Below are 25608 nucleotides of genomic sequence, written 5' to 3'. Positions count from 1 at the left end.
TGATTTTGTAGGCACTACGCCATTTTGAGTGGATAGCTGTATCCCTTGACTGGCAGGGCTTTTCCAGTTTTGTGTATCTACAGCTGTCGAACACGAGATAAAGAGATCTCTGGAAAAGCAATAAATATATTTTTGTTATTTTTAGGCCAACCTCCATCCATCATGAATTGGGTACAATGGATTCGAAAAAACACAGGGCATTATATATTGTGGTTGCTTGTTTTTGAATAAAAATGCGGACTAACAGAGGATAGTCCTAAACTTTTTGATCCGAATTTTAAAAATGAATTTCATCGCCAAAGAAAAAAAATAAAAGATACCAAATCTTGTGGTTGATGTTTTTTAGAAAAAGAGAGCCCTACACGTTATAGTTCTCAGGAAGAAAAGCATCTTTTCAGGTCCTGAATCAAAGTCAACTATTTTTGAGTGTCGTAACATAGGTTCAAAAAATGGTTCAACCAGAATTTTAACTTATTGATCAAAGAGGCTTTGGTAAATTAATTGTTACTGTTGTTTCGTTTTCTTGATCTGATGTCAGGAGATTTATCTTGCCGCCGTGTATTTCAGCCATAAGACGGGCAGAATATGTCCCTAATCCTATTCCACCATACTTGCCGAATGTAACGAATTTTTCAAAGAACCGATTTCGAATTTCAGGACTGACAGTCCCCTGATTTCGAATATGGATTGTAATACATTCATTTTCCGAAAAGGATATCAGCAGACTTCCGCCTTTTGGAGAGGCTTCAGCTGCGTTTTTTATCAGATTACTCATCATTGAATAAAAAAGAAGTTCATCGCACAAGATTTTAAACTGATCATTTGACACTCGGAATTGAGAATTGATAGACACAACCACTTTTAGGTCCATGGACTGGATGATATCTCTCACACCCAGAAGAACCCGGTCCAGCGAGGGTAGTATATCTATTTGCCTTGCATTAAGGGAATAGCTGCCAATTTCCATTTTGTAAAGATCTAACGAACTGTTTATCATGTTTAACATGGTATAACACGAGGCTACCTGTTCTTGAATAAGCTCGTCCATTTCATTTTTTTCAAGTGGCATTTCAAGAACAAGTATTTCAGCCGCACTTAATATGACTTGGAGAGGGTTTTTCAGGTCATGCCGGGAGATCAGTTCAACCTGCTCCCGTAAGTCAATATTTTCTTTTAATATCTCATTTTGCCGCTGAAGTTCCTTTCTTGCTGCTGCCAATTCAAGGTGTGTTTTTACTCTGGCACGGATTACGGAAAAATTAAATGGCTTGGTAATATAATCTACAGCACCTAATTCAAACCCCCGAATTTCATCAACAGCCTCGGTTAAGCTCGTTACAAATATTACAAGTACATCTTTTGTCTTTTTTTCCTGCCTGATCCTGCGGCATACTTCATATCCGTCCATTCCCGGCATCAGTATATCCAAAAGAATGATATCCGGCGGATCTCTTTGAATATTCTCAAGGGCGGAAGGACCATCCAAGGCCACCCTGACACTGTAGGCATCGCTGAGACATTCTATTAGGATATCAATGTCTAATTCACTGTCATCCACTACCATAACCGTATATTGTTTGGAATTATTTTTCCCCATGAGTGTTTTCTCCTTCATGATTTATTCCCAAAATGTCTGTCACTCTTCATCATAATCAGCAAATTCTATTGCCACCTGCCGAAAATCCTCTGCCGCGTCTTTAAATGCCTTTAACACATCAGGGTCAAAATGATATGGCTCGGTCCGCCCGTCGCCATTGACAATGATATCCACTACCTTTTCATGGGAGAATGGTGGTTTATACACCCTTTTGCTGATCAGAGCATCATAGACATCCGCCATGGCCATCAGCCTACCCGCAAGGGGGATTGCCTCTTCCTTCAAGCCATAAGGATAGCCTGAACCATCCCATTTTTCATGATGGGAAGTGGCTATCTCCTTGGCAAATCTCAAAAAAGTATTTTCACCCAGTTTCCGCTCTGCTTTCTGGAGGGCATCATGCCCATAGACCACGTGTCTTTCCATCTCTTTGAATTCCTCTTCGGTCAGTCTGCCGGGTTTAAGAAGAATGTTGTCGGGTACGCCTACTTTACCGATATCATGAAGCGGTGTGGATTTGTAGATGAGATCAATGGTGGTATCATCAAGAAAATCGCAGTATTTGGGATGCCCTTTCAAACGTTCGGCCAAAATACGCATATAGTTTTTGGTTCTCTGTATGTGACCACCTGTCTCTGGATCCCGGAATTCCGCCAGGACGGCCAGTCCATCAATGGTGACCTCCTGGGTAATTGCCAGTTCCCGGGTCCGCTCTTCTACCAATTCTTCTAAATTATCCCGGTGGCGCTTGAGCTCAAGTTGGTTTTTTACCCTGGATTTTACCAACTCAGGGCTGAAAGGCTTGGTAATATAGTCAACCGCTCCAAGCGCAAGCCCCTTGGCTTCGTCCTGTTCTTCGGTCATGACTGTTATAAAAATAATGGGAATCTTTTGAGTCTTCTTATCTGCCTTCACTCGTTTGCAGACCTCATAGCCACTCATCCCAGGCATCAAGATATCCAGAAGAATAAGATCCGGGATCTCTTCGGCGATGTCCTGCAGTGCAGATTCACCATCCATGGCAACGCTTACTTCATAATCAGATCCAAGCGCATCGACAAGAATATCGATGTTGGATTCCGTGTCATCAACGACCAGAACTTTGCATTCTGTCAGATTAGGCATTTTCTACTCCTTTATTTTCTTCTATTTTTGACATAATATTTTTCATAACAGACGGTGCATCCTTAAACTTATATTTGCCAACCAACCTGCTAAGTTCTCCTATCTCCACTGAGTAATCAGGCCAGGCAAACTCGTTAATCTCTGCCATGATCTCCTTGCAGGGTTTGGGTTTTCTCTTCTGAACAAGTGGCTCCAGATTTTCTATAAGTTCTTTAAGCTTTGCAATATCTCCTGCTTTTTTTTCACCTTTGTCTTCACCTGCCTTTTCTGTAGCAACAAAGTCTTTGAGTCCTTCCATTATTGACTGGATGCTCTTTTCAAAGGTTTTCAGCAGAGAGTCAATATTATCCAGAGTACCGTTCTTGATCGCTGCCTCAACCTCAGCACCGGCAGCTTGCAGATTCTTGGCGCCAAGATTGCCGGCAACGCCCTTGACTGTATGGGCCAGGCGGGTGCCAAGTTCCATATCTTCTTTTGCAAGAGCATCTTTTATTTGCTTGGTTGAGTTTGGATACTCTTTATAAAATTTCACCAAAAGGTTTCGATACAGCTTCTCATTGCCGCCAACTCGTGAGAGACCTGATTTGATATCTATGTCTTGCAGTTGAGGCAGAGGCTGTTCTTGAGACGGTTTTTCAACTTCTGCTAATCTTTCTGCAATATGCTTCGGTATCTCACGCTCACCTGGCTTGATCCATTTCAACAGGGCACCGAACAATTGATCAGTATCAATGGGTTTGACAACATGGTCGTCCATGCCGCATTCCAGGCTCTTCTCCCGGTCTCCGGCCATAGCATGGGCAGTCATGGCGATGATAGGAAGATTTGCTGCCGGATGCAGAGCGCCTGTTTCTGAATCTTTTAACTCTCGAATTGCCTTAGTAGCTTCAAAACCACCCATCACGGGCATCTGGATATCCATAAGAATGGCTTCATACTGATTCTTTTTTGCCATCTCCACTGCTTCCTTGCCGTTATTGGCAATCTCCACCACCAGACCGGCCTGCTCAAGAATCTCCCGGGCCACCTGTTGGTTGATTTCATTGTCCTCAGCCAGGAGAATCCGGGCGCCGCAGATTCCTTTCAACGCCTCAATATCTTTATTTTTATCAATCCCGGTGTCATACTTGGTGTCATACGTCCTTACCCCTTCTCCGCCAAAAGCCTGCATGGTAGTATCAAAAAGTACCGATCTATTCACCGGTTTGACCAGAAAGCCATCCATTTTGAGATTCTCGGCCTGCTGCATAAGATCTTCCCGGCCATAAGCCGTAACCATGATGATCCTGGGCTGTCTTGAAAGGTTCTGTTCCTTGATCTTCTTTGAAGCGGCAATACCACTCATACCCGGCATCTGCCAGTCCATATAAATAACTTCAAAGGGGGTGCCCTTTTTATCGGCCAGAAGGATCTCAGTCACGGCCTCTTCTCCGGACGGGGACTGCGAAACCACAAAGGACATGGGCTCCAGCATATCCTGCAGGATCTCCCTGGAGGTCTGGTTATCATCAACCACCAGAACGGCCTTGCCTCGCAAGTCAGGCTCGGGCAGAAGCTCTATTTTCTTTTCTTTATGCAGGCCAAAAACTGCGGTGAAGATAAAGGTACTTCCCTCACCGGCTACGCTCTCCACCCAGATATCACCACCCATCATCTCACAAAGCTTCTTGGAAATAGTCAACCCAAGCCCGGTGCCGCCATGTTTGCGTGTGGTGGATGTATCAGCCTGGGAAAAGGCCTTGAACAATTTACCACGCTGCTCCTTGGTAAGACCGATGCCCGAATCCTGCACCGAGAACTCAAGGGTTGCTTTTGATTCATTCTTTTCAACCGCAGAAACACTGACGACAATCTCACCTTTTTCGGTAAACTTTACGGCATTGTTGGCAAGGTTGATCAGAATCTGCCCTAGACGTAGCGGATCCCCCACCAGTGCGGTTGGCGCATCCTGGTCAACGTTGAACAGCAGCTCAAGCCCCTTTTCTTCCGACTTGATACCTATCAGATTGGCAAGGTTGCCCAGCACATCTTCAAGCTGGAACTTGGTGGATTCTATATCGAGTTTACCGGCCTCGATCTTGGAGAAATCAAGGATGTCATTGATAATACCAAGAAGCGCGTTGGATGAGGATTGCACCTTGCTGATATAGTCACGCTGCTTGGGAGTGAGGTCGGTCTTGAGTGCCAGATGGCTCATGCCGATAATTGCGTTCATTGGTGTTCTGATCTCATGACTCATGTTGGCAAGAAAATCACCTTTTGCTTTTGTTGCGTCTTCGGCTGCTTCTTTTGCCTTTTTCAATTCCTCTTCAGCTTGTTTCCTATCAGTAATATCCCTTGAAAATGCAACAATATATGCCTGATCTTCAAATTTAATATAACGGGCATTGATCTCAATGGGAAAGATTGCGCCGTCCTTTCTTTTGTGCATAGATTCAAAGGTTAGATTATTTCCCTGTTGAAGTGATTCAACCAATGGCGGCCATTTTTCAGGAGGGAATACAGGATCGATCTGAGGAATTGTCATATCTATAAATTCTTCCTTTGTGTAACCCAGAGATCTCCATGCTGTTTCATTTGCATGGGTTATCATCGCTGTTTCCGGCTCAATCCACCATACAGAATCTCCGGCATTGTCCATTCCAAACTGGGTAAGACGAAGTTCTTCTTCCAGTTTTTTCCGCTCTGTAATATCCAGAAGTATTCCCCTGAACCCTGTGGTTTCCCCGTTTGAATCATGTTGGACCTCAAATTTCACAAAAACATATTGGAATATTTTATCTCTTGTATATCTGCGGCATTCAAACTGATCGGTATAATCTTCATTACTTTTCTTTGCATCCAGCATTACTTTAATTAAAGTACCTCTATCGTCGGGATGAACAAATGTTTTTAAATAATGTTTCGCAGACATTGTATATCCACCCTCTATCTCTACCGTTGTATCAAGCAGGCTATAGAATTGATCATTAAATATTAGTTCCTGTTTGTTAAGATCAGCTTCCAGATATGCGAGACGAGCAGTATCAGCAGCAAAGACCTGTGTCTGATTCAATTTGGTAAGTTCTGCCTGCATCAGTGTACGTTCATGTATCTCCTTTGCCATCCGCCGGTTCCAGATAATAATCAATGCGATAACGATCAGGATACTTAAAAAGATGGGTATGGCCCATTTGAGAAGAGTTCTGAATTGGGCCCAGAACTCTTCGACCCTGCCGCTCCATGTATTATTAATGGTTATTTTTTCCTTCTCGCTGATGGAATCAAGTACTTTGTCAAGAATGGTAACCAGTTCCGGCCAATCTTTTCTTACTCCCATAGCCATCTCACCGCCTTCGATTTCTGAAGGTGCAGCTATATGCAGATTGAGTAAATGATGCTTATCAATGAGGTAGCTGAAAACAGCAAGACTTCCCTGGGCTCCATCAGCCTGACCTATGGCGACAGCGCCTAATTCCTCAAGAGGACTATCGACAATATGCAGGTTGATTGTTGGGTATAATTGTTCGAATTCCTCTACTTCGGAATAACCCTTTGATACGGCAAAGGTCTTTCCAGTAAAATCCTGTATACTTTTTACTGGTGGATAATCCGTCTGTGTCACGATCACTTGCGGAAAATTGATGTAAGACTGTGTAAAACTTATGCGTTCCCTGCGCTCTTTAGTAGCTGTAATGACAGGCGCGAGATCTATGGTTCCATTTCCTAACCCGTCTACCACCTCAGTCCATGTCAGGCCTGGAACAAACTTGAACGTTACACCAAGACGGTTCTCTATTAGTTTTATATAGTCCGAAGCTATACCGCTATATACATTGTTGTCATCAATAATCTCAAACGGAGGGTAGTTGTCACCGCTGAATCTAATGATTTTATGAATCTGTATCCAGTTCTTTTCCTCTTCTGTAAGGTTCAGAGATTCAAACTCAGTAGTTTTATCTTTATCAACTAATTCTGAATTGTCAAACCAACGATTTTCAATTATTACCATTTCATCTCTACTTATGGCTTTCAAACCCTTCTGCAGAATTTCCCTTAGCAACGGCTTGCTTTTGATCACACCAATTCTATAATGAGATGGTTTTGATTCCTCAAAAAAGGCTGCAACTTTCAGTTCAATAAACCGGTGTTTTTTAATAAGGTAAAGGCTTACTGCCTGGGTGCCTATATAAGCATCAGCCTTATCGGTAATCACTGATTTTATTGCCTGAAGGGTGTTGTCAGTAATGAGTAGATTAATATCCAGGTAGTTTTGCCTCAAGAAAGTTTCATTTGCATAACCCTTTTCGACAGCAACTGTACGTCCATCCAAATCCTTTATAGAAGAAACCTCATCTGCCGTTTTTGTTATAATCACTTGAGAAGTCTCACTAACGGGATCGGTGAAAAGTAGATATTCTTTTCTGATATCTGTGGCATTCAAACCCGGGCATAGATCCAATTCTCCTTTTTCCAGTTTATCCTGCAGAACGGACCATTGATCGAATACCGGCTCTATTTCCAGTCCCGCCTTGCCGGCAGCCAACCGCAGGATGTCGGCGTGAAGGCCAAGGTAGAGATTTTCCTCCTGAAATTCGAAAGGCGGCCAGTCAGGTGTTGCAGCAACTTTGATAACGGGATTTTTTTCAACCCAGCTCTTTTCCTCTTCTGTCAGATTCAGGGCCTGAAATTCGGAATATCCAAGCCATTTAACCCTTAGTTCATGAAGCTTGTCTTTCGGAAGGATCTCCATCCCCTTATCAATAATTCCGCGGAAAATATCCCAGTCATCCCGAATTCCGATATGTACCGCTATAGGAGCGCTCTCATATTGTCCAAGTGTTCCGTCCAGGTGCAGATTTGAAACCATAAGCTGGTTGAGTAAAAAACTAACAACAGGCATCAGATCAAGCATAGCATCGGCATTACCGTTGGAAACTGCGAGAATTGCTTCCCTCGTATCAAGGACTCTGACTAATTCTACCTGAGGATGTTCCTTAAAAAAATCCTCATAAAAGAAACCTTTGGGTACTGCGAATTTCTTGCCATATAGATCCTCGACCGATTTAATGGTTGGATAATCTTTGCGGGTATAAAGACCGGGAGCAAATTCAAAATAAGGTTCTGTGAATTTTAAAAATTTAGCCCTCTCTTCGGAAAATGCGATATTAAGTATTATATCCAGTTCCCTGTTCTGAATCATTTCCATAAAATCATTCCATGAGGGACCTGAGATAAAATCGATTTCAAACCCGATTATCTCTGCAAGTAGTGCTATATAATCGATTGAAAATCCCTGGGGTATATCATTCTTATTGAAATTGAAGGGTACCCAGTCCATCTCATTAGATACTCTTATTACCCGGTGCTCCGACAGCCATTTACTTTCTTCAGTTGTAAAATTTATGCTCCCGGTTTGGGCTCCTAAATCTATTGATATCAACAGCAAAAACACTATAACAATTATGTTCCAACGATTTACTGAACATATTTTAAACTTCCTCATTCTGCATCTCCAATTCATGAATCTTAACTATCTTCTGTTTATTATATCACTTGACGTAACATATCTCGATATTTCTTATTATATCAATAACTTACATCTTATGCGTCAAACATGGTGTTTTGATGTTAAACATATTGCCTACTTAAAATTAATTGTACCATTATATTGCGCTTTTTCAACATTTTTAATATTCTATTTTTGCCAGCTCGGAGGATAGGGCTCTTGCTGGGAAGCAACCCGAGCGCCGAATCTGGTGACTAAAGCATGGGGGCAGTGTGTAATGCGCTGCCCCTCTTTTAACTAACCATGCTTGTTTCCTCAAAGCGTTAAATCCCGGGGTTTGGGGCAGAGCCCCATTATAATCGGGTAAAATTCCTTTTTTATCTTTGGAGCACATATTCCATTGCCTTGTGGTAATCTCGTTGAACCCTTAAATTCGATACTTTGCAATATCGCTGAGTAGTTGTAATTTTGCTATGTCCCAGCAGGTCCTGTATTATCTCAAGATCTGCACCTGCATTTAATAATTGTGTTGCCATCGTATGCCGTAAATAATGACAGGATACTTTTATCCCGCTTTTTTTTGAGTAGTACTCAATACGCTTTTGAATGCCCCGAACTGAGATTTCTTTCCCTTTGCATGTCCCTTTTTCAACAAGAAAAAGCCCTTGAGTTCTTAAAGGTTTTCTTCTTTTTATATAGGCTACAAGCGCATCATACGTATCTTTGCTGAAATAAACGATACGTCCTTTTGCCCCTTTTCCTTTGAATATTAAAATCTGACCTCTTTTCAAATCAATCGCACTTAAGGTAAGATCAGCGACTTCTTCCACTCTTAATCCACAACGCAGCATCAACATAAAAATAGCCCGATCCCGAATGGAGTTAATGAATTGGAAAATTTCTTGAACTTGCTCATCTCTCAGGTGCTTTGGTAAAGGCCTGCCTAAACGCAAACAATAACCTTTTTTAACCGGATTGCTGTTAACAGCTTTTTCTTCATTTTGAAGATAATTGTAAAAACCCCGTATGCTATCCAGATTATTATTGATTGTCTTTGGTCTAAGTCTCTTATCCAAAAGGCAATCTATATACGCTTGTATATGCTGATTGGTCACCTCTTCTATTGGAAGGTCAATCCAAATGGCAAAGTTTTTCAGAGAATTCATGTAATTTTTAATTGTTCCTTTGGCGCAGTTCTTTCTCTTTAAAAAGCGCCTATAATTAATTATCGAATCGGTAATGTCCATCAATTTCTCCCCTTTCAATTATTTCCATTGCTTTGAAATACTCGTTTTTTCTGGTATTGTCCGTCAGCCTGGCATAACGCCTTGTCATTTCAATATCCTGATGTCCTAAGAGAACTTGTAGGCATTCGAGCCGCATTCCAGCATTTAGCAATTCACTGGCATATGTGTGCCTCAGACAATGCAACGTATATCCTTTGTGAGATAACCCTGCTTTTTGCATATGTTTAATAAACAGAACTCTGGCCATGGCATACGATAGCTTTTCACGGTTCCCTTTGCCGTAAAAGATGTATTCCCTACCAGGTAACCTTTCTTTCAACCAGTTCTTTAAAGCAGAACAAGCATCATCACCCATGTACACTATTCGACCCTCATAATTTTTATAAGCCTGGGGAATCTCAATTTTTCTTTCTTGAAAGTTAATATCTATGATTTTTGTTCCCAGTAATTCTCCTATCCTCATGCCCGTTCTTAAAAGAACCAGGATTAATGCACGTTCCCTGACAGTATTTATAACAGATAGAAAAAGCTTGATATCGTCCGGATCAATCGCTTTGGGATGTATATCCGGCATTTTTAATCTAAATTTGTTTTTCATTATATCTGAGCTGATCACATTTTTTTCTGCCAGAAATCCAAAAATCGCATATAAGCTTCTTAAGTACCCATTAATAGAAGATGACATCAAATTGTCGTCTTGCAAATATTCGATGAATGCACCTAAATGTTCTCTATCGACGAATTCAAGCCTGCATATACCCAATGATTTGAAAAATAAGAAAAATCTTTTCAGAGCATGAAAATATTGTACCAAAGAGCCCATGCTGAGATTACGTCTAACTAAAGACTGAAAAAACTCTGATATATGTTCAAGCATCGGTGACGGCACGCCAGTGTCATCAAGTATTCTTAGATAATGATCAACCTTAAGTTTTTTAAAAGGTGTCTGATTTTGATAGCGAGTATTTTCCCGAAAAGGAACATATTCATAATTTGTTTGGTGAGACATTAAATCAGGGTTCATATCGACCTCCATTTCTATTTTTTGTAGAAATATCAAGTAGATAATCGCCTAAGACCATTCAAAGGTCAATTATGATTTTGTTACGTCAAGTTGGAGATTAATCAGAACCTTGCTTCAAAAACTCAGGCCATCTATTTTTTGTTGCCGACAAATGCCGGATTTAAACATGAGCACTAATTAAAAGTCCCGGGTTTTCTGAATCAAGACCTACACAAGATATCTTTGGAACAAACAATCAAGAAAAAACTTTCCCACATCCCCTTCAGACTTTTGGGGAAACCACCCCTGACAGGTCTTCGTTCAAGATCACAATTCTTATTATCTATTGAGAATTCTACTAAGGAGACACCCAGATGAACTATATAGGAGTAGACTGCCATATTTCAAGTTTAGATTTTGCAGTGGTCAATAAAAAGAGAAGATAAAAAGTTCGTGCGTGCCATTTTGCCAAGGCTTGTTTAGGTAGAGATATTAACCACAACATCCCCTGCTAACAACAGGTTGATAATAGGTTAACAATGGATTAATCAGTGATTTTATTCTTTTATGTCTCCGCCAAAATGTTTCTATTATTATCAAGTACTTATATTTAAATATGAATTGCTCCTGTGGTGGCATTTTTTTTGCTTTAATGGATATCGGGTATGGCTCTATGGATAAATAGAGCACAAAATAAAGACAACACTTCAAGGGATAAATTTAAAAAATGAAACATAAACAACTGGCTTGGGTTATTTTGTTATCTGTCTTTACAATCAATTTTTTATTGATCGAACTGTCATATTCATCAGAAGGCAAGGTATTAGGGGAAATCAAGGATGGATACCGTATTTTAAATCTCGACATGAATAAAGAAATTCAAAAATTTACAGTATATCGCGGTGACTATATCAAATTCAGGCTGCCAAAAGAATTTGGTGAATCGGCTGCTGTTTTTCCGACACTGAAAGAAAAAAAACAGCTCACTCATGACCTTGAAACGACTTCGTACTTCAAAATGAAACAGACTGGCATTCATCCTTTCCAGATAGATTCTGTCAAGGGGCAAATCACTGTAATCGAATATCAGCAGGTAAATTACAGGGCCTTGTCATCTAAAGAGGCGAATGCTTATATAAAGACGGACAAACCTCTTATTCTTGATGTCAGGACTCGGCGGGAGTATGCAATGGGACATCTTGAAAATTCAATTTTGATTCCGGTCCAGGAACTCCAGAGGCGTGTCAATGAATTGGATGCCCATAAAAATAATGACATATTGATTTATTGTGCAACTGGAAACAGGAGCACGGTTGCTTCAAAAATACTAATTGACTCAGAGTTTACCAAAATCCTCAATCTCAGACGTGGTATTGTTGACTGGGCAAGAAAACATTATGCGGTTGTTCGGTAATCAAAACGATCATACTTCAATGATTGATCACGATTACACTTAAAAAAAAGCCTATGAGAATTTTAGGAAAGGTATTGTTTTTTTTCCCTGTACTCATCAATTTCGATTTCTCCTTTGGCCAAGCGCTCTTTTAAAATGTCCAGCGATTTTTTGTCAGGTCCCTGCCCTGCTTCTTTCCCCATAGACAAATGTGAAATCCAGCGGATGATAAAAATCAATGAAATAAGTAACAGCCCCCAGAAAAGGATCATGAACCATCCCATATATCCAGCTCCTCCCATCATATGGCCGCCGTAATATCCATAGTTATTATCCCCCCATCCGGCAAAGGCCGCATCATGAGCAGGCAACAGAAAAAAAGCGGATAATAATACAGAGAATAAACTTGTTTTAATTTTCATTGTCTTGTCCTTAAAAAAATCTTAATTCCTCTATTCCTGAAACTTACCTGTTTATTTAAAATTCAAGTTTCATGCCAGGAACGGCATCTGCTCAGCATAAAAGACGATTGCGCATTGGCGGCAATCTAAAAAAAGAAAATGGCCATCGAACTGGATAAATATTATCCAGGGGATGAATAAATATTATCCACCCAGGCATGCCAAACATTGTTGGGAAAAAGTCTTTGGGATTATCCCAGATAAAGTTTTAAAAAGATATTGACCACGCCCAGGGCAAAAAGGGCGGGGAACAAAATGGCTTTCTTTCTTTTTAACGAGTCGAAAATTATTCCTGTTAAGGATAGATTCACCCTGTTGATGCCGAAATAAAGCCCGGTGAGAAGCAAAAGGCCCTGGATCAAAGGGATGATTTCAGGATAAAAGGGATTGTAATGAACATGGGCGGTCCCGAAAATATCCCATCCATACCCAAGGGGATCTGACAGCACATTGAGCACATAGGAGTAATTGACCATGATGGAGGGCAGGCTGAAGGCAATCCAGGCAAAAATACCCACCGGGATCAGCATATAGGAAAGTTGCAGAACAAGCTGTTTTACATTTCCTTTGTATCCGGCAAATCTGGCTGACATTCTGGAAAAAAAGATGAATATCCCGGGAAAAACACATAGGGACATGGTGTATAAAACACCAATATAAATCAGAAAAGAATAGATATCCCGGGACTCTGTAATATTAGCCGCCGCTTTGATAAATCCCCAGGGACCCAACATGGTGATACTGAATGCAATGGCCACCACCAGCATAATGAGTATATTATACATTTCTGAATAATCTTTAACGCTCCTGTCAGAACCAAAGGGTCTTAAAAAGAATCCAACATTGTCCTCCGGGCAGGTTTTAACGCATTCCGTGCAAAGTCCGCAGTAATTGTTCCGGTCCATGGTTCCGGGATACTGATTCCATGGGCATCCCCATCCGTCGGGACTTCCTTTGACGCAGCATTTGTTTTTATGTTTTTTGCAGACATCCTTGTCAATGACCCGCAAAGCAGTCATGGAGGCCATGGAATAATTTCCTAAAAATCCGCCCACAGGGCAAAGATAGAGGCAGAAAACCCGGTTCCGGAAGATAAAGGCCACGATAAGCGTTGCTCCAAGAATGAGCAGGAACATGATGGCTGTTGCCACAGGTCTTGTGATCAGGATAATGCCAAAGGAAATCATTAAAAGAAAGATGATGTTCTGGAGCCACATGTTTCTTAATTTTTTGGGCCAGTCAAGGCCAAGGCCCGTATATTTGTGATGCTTGCCTTTGATGGGCTTTTTGATGAATCGTACTGCGGTAAAAGCTTTTCTGCTGATCCACTCGGCAGGTGCCGGCAGCGGGCATATCATGCACCACAACCTTCCTCCCAGGGGGACAAAGACTGATTTTAAAAGGAACCACCATAAAATCCAGACAATGATAATGGCAATATTGTGGTTTCCCACGGGACTTCCTTTGAGACTTGCAATAATAAACAAATAAAAGATGACAAATCCCGGGAACAGCAGAAAAAACTGGAAACTTCTGCGTTTCACCAACCATTTCAATCCGGGTATGATATCAAACAGGTTCAGGGTTTTCTCTTTCTTTTGTAAAGGCCTGCGCCCTGATCCAAACCATAAAAACAGGCTTATGACCACCCAGATGGAAAGAGAGACCATGGTATGATACAGTGTGTTGGGCGCCACAATCAGTTCTCCGGTCATAAAGGGGTGAAGGTTTCCGCAAACCTGGGTACAGCGAAAAATAAATTTACCCGGCTTGTCTGCCGTAAATTCAATCTCGGTGACTTTGTCCCAGTCTGTTTGAAGCTTTCCCGCGTCATCTTCCCATTCGTATTTCTGGTATGCAACACCGCCCTGCTTGATGATGAACTCAACCGGATAACCGTCCAAAAGAAATCCGTGGGTCACATCTTTGGAAGTGGGTTTGATAATAATGGTGTCGCCTTTGTTGACAAAAATCCGTTCCGGAGTATACCCGTATTTTCCTGCCACAAGTTCTATGATATGGGTTTTGTTTTCGCCGGGTATCTTTGATAAAAACCGCGGCAGACCTATTGCTGCAAAAAACAGAAAAATAATCAGTATGATCCGTATGGCTTTTGATATCATTGAGGTCCTCTTAAGGCAGATCTTTGTTAATAGGTTTCCAACAAATATTCAAACAGATCAAGGGATTTTCTGCTGTCCCAGTTCCGGGCTCCCATGGCCTTGCCGATCAGCCCGCCCTGCCGGTTCAGGATAAAGGTCGTGGGGATGGAGCGTATCCCGAATACTCTTCCCATATCGCCTTTTTTATCCAGAAGAATTTTATAGGTCAGGGTATGTTTTTTAATAAATTTTTTTACTTTTTTTTTAGATTCTTTCAGGTCAACGGCTATAATTATAAACTCTTTGCTCTTTATTTTTTGATGCAGTTTTTCAATATCCGGCATTTCATCCACACAGTCCGGGCACCAGGTGGTCCAGAAATTTAAAAACACAATTTTCCCCTGAAAATCTGAAAGCTTTGCCGGATTTCCGTCTATGTCCATAAGATCATGGCTTGCCGGGGGAGCGATCCCGGCAAGCTTGATGATTCCCAGAGATTTGAACTTCTTATCCAGAACATTATCTTCCGCATAAGCCTTATCAATCGGATATGCATAATCAATGGAAAAAAACAGTACAGCAAAAAAGCAGAGGGCAAGGATGGCAAAACATTTATTCTCAGGGTTGCTGTTTTTCATAATCAGGACAAGGGGTTATAGGGTAAATGCGTTAAACATGCTGAACCAGCCGGTAATCGCAGTAAAAGAATCGTTAAAGATCAGAATTCCCATGAGAATCAATATCAACCCGGTGCCTTTGTCAATGATCCAGAGATGCTTTTTAATTCGGTTGAAAACCTTGAAAAAATATTGAATAAAGATAGCTGTCAAAAGAAAGGGGATGCCCAGTCCGGCCGAATAAATCAATAATAGCCGGATTCCCGAACCCGCCTGGTCAACGGTTCCGGCATAGGTGAGGATCGCACCCAGAATCGGGCCTGTACACGGGGTCCAGCCAAAGGCAAAGGCCATGCCCAGAATTAAAGAAAAAAAAGCGCCTTTTTTCCGGGTATTGAGATGAAATCTCATATCTTTAAAAAACCAGTTGATGCGGATGATATTCAGTTTGATCAACCCGAAAAATATAATGACCAGACCTGAGACTTTGGTCAGCACACCAAGATTGGAACTAAAAAAAGAACCGATCCATGTGGCCGACGCCCCAAGAGCGACAAATACCAGGGAAAAACCTGAAATAAACAAAAGCGCATTGAAAATGACAGAGATCTGGGTCTTGTCAAACAGCCTGGGCCTATCTTCCATCTCCATGATCTCGTTGATGGATACGCCGGAAATAAAAGAGACATATCCGGGCACCAGAGGGAGCACACAGGGAGACAAAAAGGATACGATCCCGGCAGTCAGAGCCATGATCATTGATATCTCCATGGTCATCATTTATTTGTAAAGCACACCTGGTGCCCCTCTTTTCAGGTTAATGGTGAGCTTTTTACCGGCAGCTACCGCCAGATCAATCGCCATCTTGCTGTTTTTAAGTTTTTCGTGCCAGGTTTTAAGGAAATACTTACCTGGAGCAAGCCCTGTCACATCAAGGGTAAAGTTGCCCTTTTTATCGGTTAAAGCAAAATAGGAATTTTTCATGACCAGGATATAGGAAATCATCTCGGAATGAAGATCACACCTGAGTTCCACAATACCTGGTTTGTCAAAGGTGACATTATGGCTAACCCCTGGTTTGTAACTGCCGAAATTAAATTTTTTTGTTCTGGAAAGGGAAAATACGTTGTGATCCACCTTGTCGTTATTGGGAAAGGACACGGTTGAACCCTTCGGGATCACCAGGATATGGGGCAGAAATGTGAGGTTGTTCTGGTCCAGAACAAACACTTCTTGAGGAGGCGTTGTCTGATCCGGTGTTTTGGTGAGATATACCAGGATATTATCCTGTTTTCTCAACCCCTGCGCCTTAACATTGCCGGACAACAGGTCAGATGCAAAGGCATGGGTGGTTGTCATCATCAGAAAAATCAAACCAAAGATTAAAATTCGTTTACTGTTCAATTAAATTCTCCTTTTCTTACCAGGCAGTTTGCGTAATTAAAATATCGTTACTTTCCCATTTTTTAACTTTAGCCAAAGATTTCATAAAAGGTCTGTAAATCAGTTTTGCTTCTGCCACGGGTTCGTCATCCGGATTTTCAATTTTAAATTGATACGTTAATTTAATAGTTGTTTTGGGTCTGATCCGGGTATCAGCTGCCACTTCTGTGGCTTGCCAGAAAGGCACATTGATATTGCCCTTCTTGTCTTTTAACACCTTTGAAAACATTTTTCCGGGAAGTCCCGCATAATTGCCGTCTTCTATTTTCCCAATCCCTGTCCAGGTCGGCAGCTCTTCCCCTTTTATTTTCTTTAATACCTTGCCGTCCGAGTCTGTGGCAGACAGGACCATCATCACGTTTCTCATGGGGTCTCCTGTCGGAATCCAGTGACCGCCGTTGGTATTGGTGATAAAGACATTTACATCAAGGATGTTACCATTAATCTCTCCTTCAATTTCCATTGAAAGAGCGGTTTTCAATTGTATCTGGGTCCCGCCGTCAAAATGATGGGGTCGAATATTCTGGGGATCCCGTTTTGTCCCCCACATGTTCCTGGCCTGGCCGTCAATGATATAATTGTCATAGGGCAGCATTTCCTTTCTCCAGCTCATGTGGCAGTCCTGGCATCTTTTGCCCTTGTTGCTGTCATCAGCAGGCAAGGAATTCTGCCAGGTTTTCCATTCCTGGTAGGTGGTCTGGACGGGGATGACGGAATCATCGCCGATATCAAAGCTTTTCCATTCTGCATCCGTGTAAACTTGTTTTCTGTTCCAGGTATCCTTGTTATCAGATTTTTTGATCTGGCTGTGGCAGGCCGCGCAAAAGTTACCTTTGTCAAAAGCAGGGCTGTAAGACGCAGACATGACAGTATTAACCACATCATCATAGGGGCCGAACACAAGTATGGAGTTGCCCTTTAAAGGGGTTTGACGCTTCAGGTGGGACTTAAACAGGCTCGGTGTGTTATTGGTTTTGGTGATCTTTCGAATTTTATGGCAATAATCGCAACTGATACCATCCCATTCAGCTCTGGGAGACCATAAAGCTTTTTCAATATCTTTGGCGCCACCATTTGATACCGCAGCCGAAGGGGCGTGGCAGGACACACAGTTTCCGTCCTTACCCGGATTATCAATTTTGTACCCGGGACCGGAAAGTTCCCGGCCTGTGGCATCGGTGCCGTTATACATGTTCAGCACCTTTACATTGGATGTGGTGTGGGCCATTTTGGATTTGTCCCAGTATTTTGCCAGGGTATTGTGGCACCTGGCACAAACAGCCGGCGATATGAACCTGTAATTTGGATTGTCTTTAGCCGGTATAGGAAAAAGCATGACATTGGCGTTCTGGTTTCCGGGCAGGGCATTAACTGAATTATTGAACCACCCGTCCTTGCCGGCTGTAATTTTTATGGTCCGGCTGCTGAATAAAGGGGCTTCAACTGTGAACCGGCCATTGACATCAGTTAATGTGAAATCTTTGCTTCCAGCGATCCTGACCCTGGCATCTGCGACCATCCCATACTGGGAGGCAACCACACCCCTGATGACGGAAGTGATCTTTTTCTGGGAAGACCGTGCCGTGATTGGCATAATCAGTTGAACGGCAGTAATTACAGCTATAATACTGATAAAACTGGTGAAAAAGATGGTCTTTTTCATAACAGCCTCCGGAAAATAGTATCTTGGTTTTGAGATGAGTTTTCGCAAATTATTTTTTTACATGTTCTCATAATCTATCATTAGGACGAAGCAATTTCAACATATTATGCATTGACGATGATGGTACCAAGCATATTTTCGTGATGGCTGCCGCAGATCGCATTGCAGGCAAAGGTAAAAGTGCCTTCCTTATCCGCAATAAAAGAAACCGTCTGGGGCTTGCCCGGGTGAATCCCGTCATTGATAAAAATGCCGAAATCCTTAAGGCTGAATCCATGAACCACATCACTGCTGGTCAGCTTTAATACCACCCGGTCCCCTTTGTTTACTCTAATCACAGGAGGTGTAAATTCCTTAAGAATAAGGCTGTCGGTTAAAACATCAGAGGCATCAATACTGCCAGAGACCCACCCTTTCTGAGTATGGCCGGTCAGGTTAAAGACTTTTGCATCCTGTGGAATTTTCTGACTCCAGATGTGTCTGTCATAAGCTGATATGCCAAAAGGCAGCACAATGACAACAAATATCACCATTGCAAAGTATATGAAATCCGCTTTCCTGTTATCCATGGGCCAGGTCTCTTTTTATTAGTTTAACAGCATCAAACGTCCGGAAAACTTGTCTACACCTACCAGCTGGAGCACTTCATCGAATTTGTTAATGACCTCGACCTCAAAAAAACCACCTGCGTCATTGATGTTGCCGACTGCAAGATCCGGGTTAAGCCTGCTGACATGGCTTTTGACGATATCTTTAGCCTGCTCCTGCCCTATGGCGGCTGGCGCCTGATTGCCTGGCGCCTGGTTGCCCCAGGAAGGAGACTGTCTCTGGGGGACAAAATCACTGCCTCCGGAGTTCCCATATCCGCAAGCCATGGCTGTTAAGGGGTTAAAAAAGAGCATTCCTGCCACAATAAAAAGGAATGCGAAAATAGTGGTGAATTTAAAAGCTGTTTTTTCCTTCATTGCTCGTTCTCCTGGACTGATAATGTTATTGATTTAAATAATTCATTTTATCGTTGAATTCAGCTTTGCCGATATCCCCGTTGACATATTTTTTCTTCAGGATTTCAACGGCAGAGTCCGTGATGCGTGCAGGTGTTGATTTCCTGCCACCCAGTGCTGAAATCAGAATAAAGAATAAGACCAGCCAGAAAACAAAATGCATAATTCCTCCCATCATGTGTCCATGATAAAACCCCGGGCCCATGGAGCGCCATTCATTATAAAAAAAAGATTCCAAAAAACTGGTATTTATGCTGATAAAGTATGCGCCTGCAAATCCGGCCAACGTCAATACAGAAATAAAAATGATTCTTTTTGTGCTCATATTACCTCCTGAAAATTAATTCATCTGATTACCTGTTACAGCAAGAACGATACCAGATTGGTCAAAATCAGACTGAAATTTGTTTAATCTACTGTAAACAAAAGAAATATTATATTTGAAACTTGTATTAATCTTATCTGTAAATTTATAAAAATTTATATTTTGTATAATATTCTACAATTGTTTTGGGCATATGTATCAAAATTATACAGTTGTTTTCCGGGGCTGTTATAAGCGCCCCGGAAACAATCGATCAATTAGCAGCCGCCGCCATATCCGCCGCCCATGCCAATGAAATTTCCGTTATTTTTATCGGAAAACAATTTCTGTAGGGTAGTCATGTGATTAAATCTTTCTTTTTCAAACTGGGAAGAAAGTTCAAACAATTCTTTTTGAAGGGTCGCAATCTTTTCCTGATCCTTCTCTGATTTCAAATATTCCTTGTTCAATTCAAGTTGTTTTTGATAACTTTGTTCCCTGACTTCCCTGGTGGAGGAAAAAAAGGTGTTCATCTGGTCCAGCATTTTTTGTTGGTCTTCGGCAGAAAGGCTCTCCATCATGTAACCGTTCCCCATCATGCCATAGCCCATCTGGTTGCCGTTCATCATACCGTACCCGCGGCTCATATGATACCCGCCTCCCATATGGTATCCGCCGCCCATGTAAGCAACCGCCTGTGAGGCGATAATCCCTGCGATAAGAACAATTGATGCAATAAGTATTGTTTTTTTAGTGGTAAGTTTTTTCATTTTAAACTCCTTTGTTATGGTTAACTTTTCTCTCAAACTCTGGAAATTATAATATCAACAAGCGTGCCAACGTTATCAACCAACTGAAATTATAGAATGTTTATGCTTTTTTGAGCTTGAGAGAAAATTAATATGTTTGCCAAAGTGGATATATTTTAGCCAAAAGGGTGGATAATAATAAACCAGGGTGGAAAAAAATGTAGCAAAAAAGAATCCTGAATTTCATATACGAATGACCTTTTTGCGTAGCAAAATCATCAGAATCACTGCTGTGAGTATACCCAAAACCCCGATAGACTGGGCTGCGGAAATATTGCCCAAATAGGTGAGTTTATCCGCTCTGAAATGTTCCACAAATATGCGGCCGGCAGAATACAAAATCGTATATAATAAGAACAAATGGCCACTTGTTTTAATCTTTTTTCTCATTGCCCATAACACACCGAAAATGATCAGGTTAAACACCATTTCATAGAGCTGAGTGGGATGGAGCGTTTGTCCCGGATACATTTGTCCTGCCGGACTCTCAGGGGAATAAATCAGTCCCCACGGCATGGTTGTGGGATAACCGTGGGCATCACCGTTGAGAAAGCATCCGATCCGGCCAATTGCCTGACCAATGGCAAGTGAAGGGGCTAGGGTGTCTGCAAATTTCCAGAAGGAAATTTTCTGCCGCCATGTATATACTATACCGGTCAAAACGCCTCCTATAATAGCACCATGTATGGCCAGTCCTCCCTCCCAAATGGCCAGAACCGCAAAAGGGTTTTTCCAAAACAAAGCGGGTTCCGTAAATGCAATGTAATAGAACCGGGCGCCCATAACGGCAAAAAGAACAGCAAAGAGAAAAAAGGTTTCAACTTTTTGGGTCTCAATCTGATTCCGTCTTGCCTCTTGTTTTGCGACCCACAACCCGGCCATGCATGCAATAGCTATCATGAGACCATACCACCTGAGGGTTAAGGGCCCGATTTGAAAAAAAACGGGATGCATCTTTCTTCTCCTTTAATCAGAAATAATTTGTATCATGTGAACCTCCTGAAACAAAAACCCCGGTGTATGATCACCAGGGCTTTTGCAGTCTTTAACCACAGCATTTGGGTTTGCCGTTGGTAACCTTGTTCAGGCGTTTAAGATAATTGTTCCACCATCTTGTCAGAAAAAAAGAATTCTTTTTCTTATAAGCTTCAGGTGATTTTTCAAATTCCTTGCGGCAGTGCTCAGCACAAAAATAATATATCTCATTGTTCCAGGTAGCAGTGATTGCATTATTTTCAGAGGAGACATCCATTCCACATACAGGATCTTTATGGTTTGATTTTTTATTTGCGTGTAAATGATTCATTTTTTATTCTCCTTTTTAAAAGTTGCTTTTATATATCAACAGAGCAAAACGTGTGCCACGAAATGAACAGACACTATAACTATTTGTTTTTACAGCATATTTTTTATAATTACGGTTTTCATACCCGGCTTGCCTGACCGCAGGTGGATAAATTTTATCCAGTGAATAAAAATGGCTCATTACCAAAGACTGAACGTTAAAACAGGACTATGCTGAGGATTGCTTGCATAAGGTGTTTGGCTAAAGGTGTTTGCCTTTGAAAAAATTGCACTGATATGCCATAATTAACAAAATTTTAATTAAAACCATTTGGGTGCGCAATTGATAGCATTTTTAAAAGACCTTATTAAACAGGCCGGCAATATTTGCAGAAAAGAGCAAAAGCTTTTAAGGCCTTCAGATGTAAATTTTAAAAATAAAAAAGACCTAGTCACCATTACCGATAAAAAGGTTGAAGACTTTATCATTAAAAATATCAGAGCAACATATCCCTCACATGATATTTTTGGAGAGGAAACCGGCAGAACCCATTTTTTTTCAGATTATCTATGGATCATTGATCCAATAGACGGAACCACCTCTTTTGTTCATCAGCAGCCATTTTATTCTATCAGTATTGCTGTGCAGTATCATGGTCAAACGATCTGCGGTGCTGTCTACGCACCGAATTTGGATGAATTGTTTTATGCGAGCAAAGATAGCGGCGTTTTTTTAAATGATCATCCTATTTGTGTCTCAAAAGCCGACAAACTTATTAACTGTGTCATGGCTACAGGATTCGCCTGTTTGAGAGCGGATCTTCCAACCAATAACCTTTTCTATTTTAATAAAATTGTTCCAAAGTTAAGAGATATTCGACGATATGGTTCTGCGGCGATTGATCTTTGTTATGTGGCATGTGGCAGACTTGACGGCTTCTGGGAAATGAATTTAAATATTTATGATATTGCAGCAGGTGCTTTTATTGTTGAACAAGCAGGAGGAATTGTCTGTGATTTCAGAGGAGGTTTTAATTTCCCTGAACAGGGAATCATCGCGACCAACAAATATCTTCAAAAGAAGTTGCTTGAAAACTTCAAATAAATCCATAGGTTATAAAAAATGAAATTGCGCAAATTAAAAAAGAAAAATAAAAAAAAATGACAATTCAATGGTTTCCAGGACATATGGTTGAGACGGAAAACCTGCTTAAAAAGGCTATATCTAAAGTGGACGTTGTTTGGGAAATTTTAGATGCAAGACTGCCTGAGGCAAGCGCTAATCCGTTCGTAAATAAAATCTGTAAAGACAAATTCAGATTAAAGATTTTAAATAAAAATGATCTTGCAGACCCGGAACAAACAAAACTATGGCTTGATTATTTTAAAAAAAAAGAGGGGACGTCTGCCATCTCAATTTGTGGCACCCAAAAATCCCAGGCGTACGAGGCATTAAATTATTGTGTGAATAAAATTGACAGGAATCGAGCCAGAAAAATAAAAGTAATGGTTGTAGGTATTCCAAACACAGGGAAATCCACTATTTTGAATTCACTTGCAGGAAAAAAAATTGCAAACATCGGAGATGTGCCTGCAATCACCCGGCACCAGCAACGAACCAGTTTAAAAAATAATATTGATATTTATGATACACCTGGAATATTATGGCCGGTGATAGAACCAGAGAAAAAGGCATATATCCTGGCAGCCAGCGGCGCGATATCTGATACAGCCATCGATTATAGTGATATTGCATTTTTTGCTGCCAATTTTTTAATGAAAAGGTATCCTGACTTATTGATGCAGCGATATTCTTTTTTAAAAACTTTACCAGACGATGAGCTGACGCTTATAGAAAAAATTGGTTCTGCAAGGGGATGCCTGAAAAAAGGAGGTGTCGTGAATTTTCAGAAAGCGTCTGAAGCATTGATTCGCGAACTTAGGGCCGGTAAAATAGGAAGAATAAGTTTTGAAACGCCAAAGGATCTGGAACATGACAATTAAATCAAAAAAAACGGGGCCTATTGATATGGCAAAGGGCTTGAAATATTTTTTTTCCATACTCATCCTTATATTATATTCATCATCCTCATGGGCAAATATTGGCAACGCAATCAAACCGAACTCTGAACAGTCTTCTCAATGTGTCAAGATTATACGCGCACTTGAACGATATCATTATCTTGAAAAAAATCTTGACGATACTATGTCCTCGATTATTCTTACTCGATATTTAAAACGACTTGATCCGAGAAAACAATTATTCACCCTGAAAGATATCCATTCCTTCAAGCAATATCAATTTCGTCTGGATGATGAACTTAAAAGGGGAAATCTGAATATTGCTTTCAAAATATTTAATTTATATATGGCACGATCAAAGGAAAGATTGGAATATATCTCTTTACTGATAAAAACATGGGAAAAAGAGTTGGATTTTAATAAAACCGAATCCATGATCATAGACGATGATTTGCGGCAATGGAAACAGAATAAACGCATGCTTTATTCTCTTTGGAAAAAAGAGTTGAAAAATCATATTATTTTATTGACTCTGGATGATCAGGGTAATGGCTCAATCAGTGATACGCTTGTCAAAATATATTCAAGCAGGCTTAAACGATTATTGCAAACCGATTCAAATGATATTTTTCAAATCTTTATGAATAATGTTACTGGAAGTTTTGACCCCCATACTCAATTTTTCCCCCCCCGGGCTTCCGAGGATTTCGATATCCATATGAGTTTATCACTTGAAGGTATTGGAGCCGTACTTCAAAATGAGTATGAATATACCAAGGTGGTACGGTTAATTTCCAAAGGCCCTGCTGATAAATCAAATTTACTCATGCCCGGTGATAAAATTATTGGTGTGGGACAGGGAGTAACCGGAGAAATAAAAGATACAATAGGTCAACGCATTGATCATGTTGTCAAACTTATCAGAGGCCCCAAAAATACATTTGTACGACTAAAAATCATCCCTGCTAAAAAAAATAGTTCCACCAAGACAATTCAAATAAAAAGAGACCGGGTTAAATTAGAAGAACAAGCTGCAAAAAAAAGTGTGATAACCATTGACCATAACAACCAAACCCTGAAAATCGGCATTATTGAAATTCCCCATTTTTATATTGATTTTAAGGCCTATCAAAGGGGGGATAAAGACTATAAAAGCACAACAAAAGACGTTAAAAAATTACTTGTTGAACTAAAAGAAGAGAACATTGATGGATTGATTGTTGATTTGCGGGACAATGGCGGCGGTTCCTTAAAAGAAGCAAACCAACTGACTGGACTTTTTATTAAATCAGGTCCAACAGTACAGGTTAAAACAAAGCACAGAATCACGCGGCTATATGATGATGACTCAAGCATCGAATATTCCGGTCCCCTTATCGTTTTAATCAATCGGATGAGTGCATCAGCTTCTGAGATTTTTGCCGGAGCCATTAAAGATTATCATCGAGGCGTGATTGTCGGTACAAGAAGTTTTGGTAAAGGAACCGTTCAGGAATTGAAGCCGCTTGGAAAAGGAAAACTTAAAATTACCAGTGCAAAATTTTATCGTGTATCAGGCGAAAGCACTCAAAACCTTGGTATTGTACCGGATTTGAAATATCCGCAACTATATAAAATTGAAGATACAGGAGAAAACTCTTTAGATGGCGCCCTTCCCTGGGATACGACGGTCAGAACATCCTACAAGCCTTATCGAAAACTTCAAGTCATTCATACAAAGCTTACCACGCGGTACCAGGAAAGATCTCTCAAAGATCCCGGATTAAACTATCTGAATCAAAGAATCAAAATGATATCTAAACTGAATTCCCAAACTTCAATTTCATTAAATCTGGATGCACGAAAATCAAGGAAAAAACGATATGAACAATTAGAACTTGATATTGAAAATAATTATTTGAGATCTATCGGCAAAGAACCAATAGAAAAATTTGATCAGGACGACACGGAAACAATTGACTTTAAAAAAATTTTGATGAATCAAACCCATCTTGTGATGGCTGATTTTATTAATCTTTCCAATAATTTTGATTTTTCCTGGTAATT

21 protein-coding genes are annotated in these 25608 nt (G+C 40.8%); 4 read left to right on the top strand and 17 right to left on the bottom strand.

Features of this window, described 5'->3' with window-relative positions; translation table 11 throughout:
• Positions 1–478 precede the first annotated feature (478 nt).
• The 5 genes from QAI40_RS01860 to QAI40_RS01840 form a co-directional block, all read right to left on the bottom strand.
• Entirely contained in the window at positions 479–1615 is a 1137-nt protein-coding gene (locus QAI40_RS01860) for a hybrid sensor histidine kinase/response regulator (protein ID WP_299976704.1), read from the bottom strand.
• Positions 1616–1636: 21 nt separating this feature from the next.
• On the bottom strand, positions 1637–2722 hold the full coding sequence (locus QAI40_RS01855; RefSeq protein ID WP_299976708.1) for a response regulator: 1086 nt from the start codon (positions 2720–2722) through the stop codon (positions 1637–1639).
• A complete protein-coding gene (locus tag QAI40_RS01850) occupies positions 2715–8207 on the bottom strand; it encodes a transporter substrate-binding domain-containing protein (RefSeq protein WP_299976711.1) in 5493 nt (1830 codons plus the stop codon). The genes QAI40_RS01855 and QAI40_RS01850 overlap by 8 nt, the downstream gene beginning before the upstream one ends.
• Positions 8208–8587: 380 nt before the next feature.
• Positions 8588–9457 (bottom strand): tyrosine-type recombinase/integrase, encoded by an 870-nt coding sequence (locus QAI40_RS01845; RefSeq protein WP_299976713.1) that lies wholly within the window; start codon positions 9455–9457, stop codon positions 8588–8590.
• Positions 9432–10481 (bottom strand): tyrosine-type recombinase/integrase, encoded by a 1050-nt coding sequence (locus tag QAI40_RS01840; protein ID WP_299976716.1) that lies wholly within the window; start codon positions 10479–10481, stop codon positions 9432–9434. The genes QAI40_RS01845 and QAI40_RS01840 overlap by 26 nt, the downstream gene beginning before the upstream one ends.
• A 706-nt stretch (positions 10482–11187) precedes the next feature.
• Between QAI40_RS01840 and QAI40_RS01835 the strand changes: the two genes are divergently transcribed.
• The gene (locus QAI40_RS01835; RefSeq protein ID WP_299976719.1) at positions 11188–11874 is read left to right on the top strand and encodes a rhodanese-like domain-containing protein; all 687 of its coding nucleotides are present in this window, start codon (positions 11188–11190) and stop codon (positions 11872–11874) included.
• Between the two features lie 62 nt (positions 11875–11936).
• Here QAI40_RS01835 and QAI40_RS01830 read toward each other — a convergent pair whose 3' ends face one another.
• The 12 genes from QAI40_RS01830 to QAI40_RS01775 all read right to left on the bottom strand — a co-directional run bounded on the left by QAI40_RS01830 (position 11937) and on the right by QAI40_RS01775 (position 21562).
• A complete protein-coding gene (locus QAI40_RS01830) occupies positions 11937–12275 on the bottom strand; it encodes an SHOCT domain-containing protein (protein WP_299976722.1) in 339 nt (112 codons plus the stop codon).
• Between the two features lie 230 nt (positions 12276–12505).
• Positions 12506–14437 (bottom strand): 4Fe-4S binding protein, encoded by a 1932-nt coding sequence (locus tag QAI40_RS01825; RefSeq protein WP_299976725.1) that lies wholly within the window; start codon positions 14435–14437, stop codon positions 12506–12508.
• A 26-nt stretch (positions 14438–14463) separates the two neighbouring features.
• Positions 14464–15054: a TlpA family protein disulfide reductase gene (locus tag QAI40_RS01820; protein WP_299976728.1), complete on the bottom strand. Its 591-nt coding sequence runs from the start codon at positions 15052–15054 to the stop codon at positions 14464–14466.
• A 15-nt stretch (positions 15055–15069) separates the two neighbouring features.
• Complete coding sequence (locus QAI40_RS01815) at positions 15070–15792, bottom strand: cytochrome c biogenesis CcdA family protein (protein WP_299976731.1); 723 nt, start codon at positions 15790–15792, stop codon at positions 15070–15072.
• Between the two features lie 21 nt (positions 15793–15813).
• Positions 15814–16437 carry a hypothetical protein gene (locus tag QAI40_RS01810; RefSeq protein ID WP_299976735.1) on the bottom strand — a complete coding sequence of 208 codons (624 nt, stop codon included), beginning with the start codon at positions 16435–16437 and terminating at the stop codon, positions 15814–15816.
• A 16-nt stretch (positions 16438–16453) separates the two neighbouring features.
• Positions 16454–18139, bottom strand: coding sequence for a multiheme c-type cytochrome (locus QAI40_RS01805; RefSeq protein WP_299976738.1), 1686 nt, complete (start codon positions 18137–18139; stop codon positions 16454–16456).
• 104 nt (positions 18140–18243) lie between these two features.
• A complete protein-coding gene (locus tag QAI40_RS01800) occupies positions 18244–18708 on the bottom strand; it encodes a cupredoxin domain-containing protein (protein WP_299976741.1) in 465 nt (154 codons plus the stop codon).
• Between the two features lie 18 nt (positions 18709–18726).
• Positions 18727–19104: a hypothetical protein gene (locus tag QAI40_RS01795; RefSeq protein WP_299976744.1), complete on the bottom strand. Its 378-nt coding sequence runs from the start codon at positions 19102–19104 to the stop codon at positions 18727–18729.
• A 25-nt stretch (positions 19105–19129) separates the two neighbouring features.
• Positions 19130–19468, bottom strand: a complete 339-nt coding sequence (locus QAI40_RS01790; protein ID WP_299976747.1) for an SHOCT domain-containing protein — start codon at positions 19466–19468, stop codon at positions 19130–19132.
• Positions 19469–19725: 257 nt separating this feature from the next.
• Positions 19726–20217, bottom strand: a complete 492-nt coding sequence (locus QAI40_RS01785; RefSeq protein ID WP_299976749.1) for a periplasmic heavy metal sensor — start codon at positions 20215–20217, stop codon at positions 19726–19728.
• 222 nt (positions 20218–20439) lie between these two features.
• Positions 20440–21210: a prolipoprotein diacylglyceryl transferase gene (gene lgt / locus QAI40_RS01780; RefSeq protein WP_299976752.1), complete on the bottom strand. Its 771-nt coding sequence runs from the start codon at positions 21208–21210 to the stop codon at positions 20440–20442.
• A 91-nt stretch (positions 21211–21301) separates the two neighbouring features.
• Positions 21302–21562, bottom strand: coding sequence for a YHS domain-containing protein (locus QAI40_RS01775; RefSeq protein ID WP_299976755.1), 261 nt, complete (start codon positions 21560–21562; stop codon positions 21302–21304).
• Between the two features lie 321 nt (positions 21563–21883).
• Between QAI40_RS01775 and QAI40_RS01770 the strand changes: the two genes are divergently transcribed.
• The 3 genes from QAI40_RS01770 to QAI40_RS01760 are packed head-to-tail and all read left to right on the top strand — an operon-like array spanning position 21884 to position 25606.
• Positions 21884–22645, top strand: a complete 762-nt coding sequence (locus QAI40_RS01770; RefSeq protein WP_299976758.1) for an inositol monophosphatase family protein — start codon at positions 21884–21886, stop codon at positions 22643–22645.
• A gap of 56 nt (positions 22646–22701) precedes the next feature.
• A complete protein-coding gene (ylqF, locus tag QAI40_RS01765; protein ID WP_299976761.1) occupies positions 22702–23544 on the top strand; it encodes a ribosome biogenesis GTPase YlqF in 843 nt (280 codons plus the stop codon).
• On the top strand, positions 23534–25606 hold the full coding sequence (locus QAI40_RS01760; RefSeq protein WP_299976764.1) for a carboxy terminal-processing peptidase: 2073 nt from the start codon (positions 23534–23536) through the stop codon (positions 25604–25606). Before ylqF ends, QAI40_RS01760 begins: the two co-directional genes overlap by 11 nt.
• Positions 25607–25608: the final 2 nt, after the last annotated feature.

The organism is Desulfobacula sp. (assembly GCF_030611305.1).
GTDB lineage: Bacteria > Desulfobacterota > Desulfobacteria > Desulfobacterales > Desulfobacteraceae > Desulfobacula.
Note: the sequence above shows the minus strand (reverse complement) of the source record. Positions and strands in the feature narration are given on the sequence as shown.

Excerpts from the sequence above, each read along its gene's own strand:
- QAI40_RS01860 (WP_299976704.1), bottom strand. The coding sequence starts at position 1,615 with ATGAAGGAGAAAACACTCATGGGGAAAAATAATTCCAAACAATATACG.
- QAI40_RS01855 (WP_299976708.1), bottom strand. The coding sequence starts at position 2,722 with ATGCCTAATCTGACAGAATGCAAAGTTCTGGTCGTTGATGACACGGAA.
- QAI40_RS01850 (WP_299976711.1), bottom strand. The coding sequence starts at position 8,207 with ATGAGGAAGTTTAAAATATGTTCAGTAAATCGTTGGAACATAATTGTT.
- QAI40_RS01845 (WP_299976713.1), bottom strand. The coding sequence starts at position 9,457 with ATGGACATTACCGATTCGATAATTAATTATAGGCGCTTTTTAAAGAGA.
- QAI40_RS01840 (WP_299976716.1), bottom strand. The coding sequence starts at position 10,481 with ATGAACCCTGATTTAATGTCTCACCAAACAAATTATGAATATGTTCCT.
- QAI40_RS01835 (WP_299976719.1), top strand. The coding sequence starts at position 11,188 with ATGAAACATAAACAACTGGCTTGGGTTATTTTGTTATCTGTCTTTACA.
- QAI40_RS01830 (WP_299976722.1), bottom strand. The coding sequence starts at position 12,275 with ATGAAAATTAAAACAAGTTTATTCTCTGTATTATTATCCGCTTTTTTT.
- QAI40_RS01825 (WP_299976725.1), bottom strand. The coding sequence starts at position 14,437 with ATGATATCAAAAGCCATACGGATCATACTGATTATTTTTCTGTTTTTT.
- QAI40_RS01820 (WP_299976728.1), bottom strand. The coding sequence starts at position 15,054 with ATGAAAAACAGCAACCCTGAGAATAAATGTTTTGCCATCCTTGCCCTC.
- QAI40_RS01815 (WP_299976731.1), bottom strand. The coding sequence starts at position 15,792 with ATGATCATGGCTCTGACTGCCGGGATCGTATCCTTTTTGTCTCCCTGT.
- QAI40_RS01805 (WP_299976738.1), bottom strand. The coding sequence starts at position 18,139 with ATGAAAAAGACCATCTTTTTCACCAGTTTTATCAGTATTATAGCTGTA.
- QAI40_RS01800 (WP_299976741.1), bottom strand. The coding sequence starts at position 18,708 with ATGGATAACAGGAAAGCGGATTTCATATACTTTGCAATGGTGATATTT.
- QAI40_RS01795 (WP_299976744.1), bottom strand. The coding sequence starts at position 19,104 with ATGAAGGAAAAAACAGCTTTTAAATTCACCACTATTTTCGCATTCCTT.
- QAI40_RS01790 (WP_299976747.1), bottom strand. The coding sequence starts at position 19,468 with ATGAGCACAAAAAGAATCATTTTTATTTCTGTATTGACGTTGGCCGGA.
- QAI40_RS01785 (WP_299976749.1), bottom strand. The coding sequence starts at position 20,217 with ATGAAAAAACTTACCACTAAAAAAACAATACTTATTGCATCAATTGTT.
- lgt (WP_299976752.1), bottom strand. The coding sequence starts at position 21,210 with ATGCATCCCGTTTTTTTTCAAATCGGGCCCTTAACCCTCAGGTGGTAT.
- QAI40_RS01775 (WP_299976755.1), bottom strand. The coding sequence starts at position 21,562 with ATGAATCATTTACACGCAAATAAAAAATCAAACCATAAAGATCCTGTA.
- ylqF (WP_299976761.1), top strand. The coding sequence starts at position 22,702 with ATGACAATTCAATGGTTTCCAGGACATATGGTTGAGACGGAAAACCTG.
- QAI40_RS01760 (WP_299976764.1), top strand. The coding sequence starts at position 23,534 with ATGACAATTAAATCAAAAAAAACGGGGCCTATTGATATGGCAAAGGGC.